At 42.8% G+C, this 5,975-nt stretch carries 6 protein-coding genes; 3 read left to right on the forward strand and 3 right to left on the reverse strand.

Annotated elements, in window-relative coordinates; genetic code table 11:
- Positions 1-158 precede the first annotated feature (158 nt).
- Positions 159-416 carry a hypothetical protein gene (locus F6K37_RS30340; RefSeq protein WP_502887786.1) on the forward strand — a complete coding sequence of 86 codons (258 nt, stop codon included), beginning with the start codon at positions 159-161 and terminating at the stop codon, positions 414-416.
- Positions 417-427: 11 nt separating this feature from the next.
- Here F6K37_RS30340 and F6K37_RS30345 read toward each other — a convergent pair whose 3' ends face one another.
- Together F6K37_RS30345 and F6K37_RS30350 are read right to left on the reverse strand one after the other, a co-directional pair.
- Positions 428-979, reverse strand: a complete 552-nt coding sequence (locus tag F6K37_RS30345; protein ID WP_008184565.1) for a phycobiliprotein lyase — start codon at positions 977-979, stop codon at positions 428-430.
- Between the two features lie 98 nt (positions 980-1,077).
- Positions 1,078-1,650, reverse strand: a complete 573-nt coding sequence (locus F6K37_RS30350; protein WP_008184563.1) for a bilin-binding protein — start codon at positions 1,648-1,650, stop codon at positions 1,078-1,080.
- 254 nt (positions 1,651-1,904) lie between these two features.
- On the opposite strand from F6K37_RS30350, the gene F6K37_RS30355 reads away from it, so the two are divergent.
- Positions 1,905-2,561, forward strand: coding sequence for a HEAT repeat domain-containing protein (locus tag F6K37_RS30355; RefSeq protein WP_287254228.1), 657 nt, complete (start codon positions 1,905-1,907; stop codon positions 2,559-2,561).
- A gap of 721 nt (positions 2,562-3,282) precedes the next feature.
- Here F6K37_RS30355 and F6K37_RS30360 read toward each other — a convergent pair.
- Positions 3,283-4,563 (reverse strand): nucleotidyltransferase domain-containing protein, encoded by a 1,281-nt coding sequence (locus tag F6K37_RS30360; protein WP_287254225.1) that lies wholly within the window; start codon positions 4,561-4,563, stop codon positions 3,283-3,285.
- A 752-nt stretch (positions 4,564-5,315) separates the two neighbouring features.
- Here F6K37_RS30360 and F6K37_RS30365 point away from each other — a divergent pair.
- On the forward strand, positions 5,316-5,975 hold a 660-nt coding region (locus F6K37_RS30365; RefSeq protein ID WP_287254227.1), incomplete at its 3' end, for a 15,16-dihydrobiliverdin:ferredoxin oxidoreductase.

Here is a 5,975-nt window from a genome sequence, read left to right on the forward strand (position 1 = left end):
TCTACAACACCACCCCCGCTGATCATTCAGCTGGGGTGGTGTTGTAGCTCACGCAAATCTAGTAAATTAGAGCCTTTACCCGGATTTACATCTTCAGTTATACACCGTGGCTCCAATCCTTCAACATTAGTAATTGTAAACTTTTGTGACAGTTATGTTTGGAGACCAGAACTAGTATCAACGGAAACATAACAGTCAACTGTCAACAGTTAACCATCAACAGGATTTATAGCATTTATCATAGTAATGAGGTACACAGGATTTGTTTCCGATTCCCGATTCCCGATTCCCGACTCCCGATTCCCGATTCCCGATTCCCGATTCCCGATTCCCGATTCCCGATTCCCGATTCCCGATTCCCGATTCCCGATTCCCGATTCCCTAAAACCCATAACGAAAGTACCTCAGGCAATTAAAAACTGCTATATTAAGCTTTTTGCTCCACCCCAAATCCTACTAGAACCACCTTGTCTAGGGGTTGACTTTCTGGAGGACGCTGGTAATTGATAATTTTGCGGATTCTTAAGTTGGGATTGATCAGGGTAATGGAATCAACAGATACCACACGGGTATAGTAGGTGGTCATCAAAAGTTCTAGTTTATTGGTATCGAAGCTAAAATGAGCGACTTTAGGTTTAGCTTCTTCGTAGGCGCGATCGCGTAAATAATCTCCCTCTATAATCATTGATTCTTCGACCTGAGGCACAAAAAGCATATTCAGTTGTTGGGACACCCGTTCACCTTTTTCAGAAACTGTCTCGAAACCAAGATGATAACCACACAGGTCATTGATATTAGGTAAGTCAGGTTGCTGATTATCTATCAATACCTTAGTTTTAAGGGGAGAAGACAGGGGTTCAATGGTGAATTCTGTAAGGGAGCGCTCTACCTCCTGGTGAGTCAGATTATGATAGGTACGTTGTGCCACCCAGGTTCCTACACAGCAATCAAAGAAGTATTTAAATTTGGATATAGACATTGCTTTGTTAATTTAAATTTTAAATTTTAATTTAATTAAAAATCATTACTATCTCGTTTAAATTTTATAGTTTATAGTTATTTTGCTGATTTATTGGTTTAGCTAAATTTTTTCAATTTATTAATTAAATGATCAAAATAGGGAGCTATTGTTTCGGGTTCATATAATCGCTTTAAACTAGCTGCCTTTATCTCTTCTAATCCTGATACCATTGCGGCGATTGGAACTTGCAATTCTTTGTACAACAAATTCATATAGTGCAGTCCTTCAGCACTAGTAAAGTTGGTGCTACTGCCAGCAATTCCATAGGTAATACAACGGAGGAAATGCCAAAAATCTCGCCAACAGGCTTCTGCTCGTGGGGGGGGATAAAGACCACCCCCTGGTTTAGTAATATCAGGATATTGAGCCAATACGGTTTCCCGCGCTTCGGAAACGATATCAGAAGCGTTATCCCGCAAAAATTTGGCTGTATTGATTAAGGGTTCCGTATCTGGTGAACAGGCTTTAATCTGCTGCAAGTCATCATCGGTAAGATAGCGACCGTGATCATCAGCTGCCTGGAAATGCTCGATAATCCCTGGGGGATAGGAGTGTTGCCAGTTGGTAAAGCTGACAATTCTGGCTTTGGTAATTAGCTCTTTGATATAGTCGCTTAGTTGAGTCGTCATGGTTGATCTTTGTTGAAGGTTGTTCACGTAGCGTGGCCTATTGGCCAAGGTTTAAGGTTTAAGGTTTAAGGTTTAAGGTTTAAGGTTGACCTTACCATCTCATCAACGCAACGGTTCACAAAAACTATAAAGTGAACTAGCCTTAGCTACTAGGGGAAGCTAGGGTTAGTTCACTTGATGAGAATTATACTAAATTATGATAATCTTTGATTAAAGCTGTTAAGAAATGTAAAAAAAGCTGCCTCTGTAGTGCTATGGACATCCGCCAAATCGAAATCTCTCTCAAAAGTCCAAATGCCCAGGATCGCCTCAGGGCACTTACTGCTTTGAGAGAGTATGGTTCAGATGTAGCTGTTCCCCTACTCAAAAGTAAACTTAAGGACCCAGAGTTTTTAGTGCGCTCCTTTGTGGCAATGGGACTGGGGAATAAACGGACTGACGAGTCCTATGCTGCGTTGTTAAATTTGATGCAATTTGATAAAGATCCCAATGTAAGGGCAGAAGCTTCCAATTCCTTGTCTAAGTATGGAGACGTGTCGATATCTCATCTGGTCACTACCTTTCAACAGGATGATCACTGGCTGGTGCGCCGTAGCATTCTTGCTGCTTTGGTGGAAATGTCTTGTCCAGAAGAACTCTATAGTATTTGTATTTGCGGCTTAGCAGGGGAAGACCCAACTGTCCGAGAAGCAGGAATTGATGCCCTAGGGTTACTGGCTGGTACTGTTAAGGAAACTGAGGCATTGCAGCAAATTTTGGCTCTGAAAGATTCACAATGGTGGCGTATTCGGATGCATGTTGCCCGTGCCCTCAAACGATTTGATTCCCCCGATGCTAAAGCAGCATGGGCAGAACTGATGAAGGATCAAGAGCATCGGGTGGTAGCTGCTGCTTTAGATAGTTCCCTCTAGAGCATCGGTTTGGTGATCAGATTTAGGGAGTCGGGAGTCGCAAAACAGCGCCGACCTGTGGGGGTTACCCTCATGACCGACTGCATCAAGAGGGGGTAATTGACACTCCCCGTCCTGTAAGAACGGGGATTCTTACTTCAACGAGCCGACTTGCTCAGCCAGGTCGGAACCAGAAAGAGTAGAGGCCGATTCGACCTAAGCGTTCTGATCATAGATCTAGGTTTCGGTGTGCCCCACCGTACCTTCTTTTTTTTTATATAGATAGATAGGTACTTTTTTTATCTAAATTTTTCATAGACGTTCAAGTCGTTAGACGGAATCACGCAATCTGCACTCTTTTGCAGATTTTTTACGTTGTCTACTTATTGTTAGATAATATCTATCTAATCTTTTAGTTTATTGTTTATAATTTTATAGTAGCACACCTAGTACAAACTGTCAATACAAAGTCTTAAGAAAAAGCCGTCCTAGAAGGACGGGGCTTTAAACCCAAATCTTTTGGTAAATTGAATTTACCGAATAATTTTGAAAAATTATATATAAATATGAGGCGTTGCGTCAGTCTTGGAATTAATAGGAGTAGACTGGGCATCCTGCCCGCGCGAAAATAAGCAGGAAACTGGCAAGATGCCAGTTCTACACCTGATGCCCATTCCACGCAAACATGCCCATTCTAGAGGTGCGCTTAAAATCATGCCATTATTAAGCAAGGCCAAAAATTTTACAAGGAGTGGGGCTCGTGATCAGTTCTGAAAATTGGTTGTATCCCATGCTTAATTAACAGCCGTATTATATGGATTGGATAATACAGGAAAGCTAGCACTCTAGGCAGGGACAGTAACGCCCAATCTGCTTCGTTGGGCATGACGGTAACAAACAAACTGTTTTTTAGCCAATGGAGACAGTACATCACTCTGTCATGCAGACGCTCTCTCATGGTGAAGTAAAAGCGATGATTGTAGGACAAGAAAAAAGCCCAAAACCCTTTTGCTTCTGAGAGCTTAGGGCCGACTTCAAAGTCACGGAAAAGCTGTGATCGTACTTGGATAGCGAGGGATTGGGAGACTGGTTGGGATTGCAATTTATTTAGGATTATCTGTGGCAACGTGACTCCCAGCAAATCCCTGACTAGGCAAAGGTCAAGCAAGAGCATGCGTTCACAACCGAGCTTTTCAGCCTCTGCGAGTACTCTGCGCCAATCTAACTGGGAATGAGTGCGCAGTAGTTCAGCAACGTCGCATAACTGAGCCAGACGTACACTCCAGTGACAACAGTCTTTGCCCAATTGCACACAGAGAATTAACAGCATCTGTTCTGGCGAGATAGTAGAGATTGTCTTACCAGCAACAGATAGAGGCTGAAGATGCGATCGCAAATACTCAAAATCTAATGGCAAACAGAATAAATCGGGTACAATCCCCTCGTGAAGGTCAATACAGACTCGACTCTTTTTATCCACAAAGTGATACTCCCAGCCTAGGTCTTTTTGCAATTCATACCCTTGAGACAGCAGTAATTCTTTCACTCTCGGGATGTCTTGGTGATCAACCAGGATGTCTAAGTCACCAAACTGCCGCAGCCCCAGATTGCCGTAAACTGAAACAGCAAGGGTAGGGCCTTTGAAGGGGATAGCAGAAATTCCGTGTTTCTCCAGAAGAGTCAGGAGCTTGAGTAGTTTCTGAATCAGAAATGTGTTGTGTACTACTAAGTGCTGGAAATAATCTCGGAGTTGTTTGAGGATGTTCTGGGGAACCAGGTCTGGGCAGGTATTTTTGAGACTATTGTACAGCAGCGGTAAGACTTTCTGACGGCGAGCTGTTTTGAGCAGATAAGTCCAGTCGATGTCTTGCTCAAGCAGTAAGCGTTTGATAGACTCAGCAGTCGTTTCGTCGATACTGGTTCGGACACAATAAAGGAGTAACTGGAGTTCTGGTTTAGTTTGAAGTTCTCGGTTAGTTATCGATACTGATGCTATAGTAGTTAATGGGGTTAAAGTCATCATTAAAGGTTAATCTAAAAACTCGCGCTGTAAAAACCGCCATCATGGATGAGGCGGATAGAATGGCACTTAAGACTTTAATTTTCCCTTTAAAATCGGAAAATTAGCGAATTACGCCTCAAAGGGAATTAATTAAAATAATCTATTCAGTAATCTATTCAGTAATTTATTACTATTTACTTACTACTTACAGAAAAAACTGGGATTTTCAGTACATTTGACTGGTGAGTTTGCAAAGTTTTGATGAAGTACCTTGCCATATAACACAATGAAGGATTAGTTTTTAAGTAATCCCTATTGACTGGCAGCGCTTTCCTTGCTAATGCTTTGACAGGGTGGCAAGGAAAGCTTCCCCTTAGGTAGATATGGGTATGGGCATTTGGGGATGGGTATTTGCGTGGCTTAGTCGTAAGCATTGAGCTATCAGCAGTCAGCCGTCAGTTCATCAAACCGTCGATAGTAAACCAGCATCGGGGGTGCTGGTAGGACTGGTAGAAAATCCCGGCTGGTTTTACAGATCCGACCCCATGCAGTTAAAGCTCCTGCTAGCATCATCTGTAGCGTATTAGCTAATAGCAGCATCTGTAGCGTGGGCGTAGCGCATTAGCTGATAGCTGACGGCTGAATGCTTACCCTTAGTCAGGCTTCTAAAGCAAAATGTTAACGATTATTTCTTTGTCTGGGAGAAATGAGACAGGAAGTATGGCGATCCTCTATGCTCAGTAAGGGTTTTACTATGTATACGAGCAATATAAATGTATCAGCCTTTCCTGGACTATCTGGAAAAAGAGCTATTCAAGCAGTTTGATTTAAGCAGTCAACCAATTCCCCCAGGCTTAGAACGCCAGGTAAGCGATCGCGCTAAACATCGGGCAATTATTCAAAGCTGGTGTTACCAATGCCCGGAATTGCGGAAGATTCGCTATACCTACATGGATGTGGGACCAGTCTCCCAAGTGTTTAACAGTGTGATCTATCCCAGTCACTGTTACGATCTCCCTTTGCTAGGGATTGACTTCTTAGCCTTTGGCAAAAAGAAGATTCTGGTGGTTCTAGACTTTCAGCCATTGTTCAGGGATGAAGCCTATCAGGAAAAATACATTGAACCAATGCGAGTAATTCGCGATCGCTATCAGGACTTGGCACAAAACTTAGAAATGAAGTTTTACGATGCCAACCAATACTTCTCTAAGTATCTACTGTTTGCCAAAATTGATTCCCTAGAGACAGTGCAAACGGAAGTCTTTGAGGCTTACAAAGACTACTTGGCGTTATATTGGCAAATGGTGGAGCAGGCTGAGCCTCTAACTGAGCCAGAAGATATTCAGCGGATTGTTAAGGCACAGAAAGACTACGACCAGTATAGTGCCGACAGAGACCCTGCCCATGGTCTGTTCAGCAGCTACTTTGGTCCA

Source organism: Moorena sp. SIO4E2 (genome assembly GCF_010671945.1).
GTDB lineage: Bacteria > Cyanobacteriota > Cyanobacteriia > Cyanobacteriales > Coleofasciculaceae > Moorena > Moorena producens.

Excerpts from the sequence above, each read along its gene's own strand:
- F6K37_RS30360 (WP_287254225.1), bottom strand. The coding sequence starts at position 4,563 with ATGATGACTTTAACCCCATTAACTACTATAGCATCAGTATCGATAACT.
- F6K37_RS30350 (WP_008184563.1), bottom strand. The coding sequence starts at position 1,650 with ATGACGACTCAACTAAGCGACTATATCAAAGAGCTAATTACCAAAGCC.
- F6K37_RS30355 (WP_287254228.1), top strand. The coding sequence starts at position 1,905 with ATGGACATCCGCCAAATCGAAATCTCTCTCAAAAGTCCAAATGCCCAG.
- F6K37_RS30345 (WP_008184565.1), bottom strand. The coding sequence starts at position 979 with ATGTCTATATCCAAATTTAAATACTTCTTTGATTGCTGTGTAGGAACC.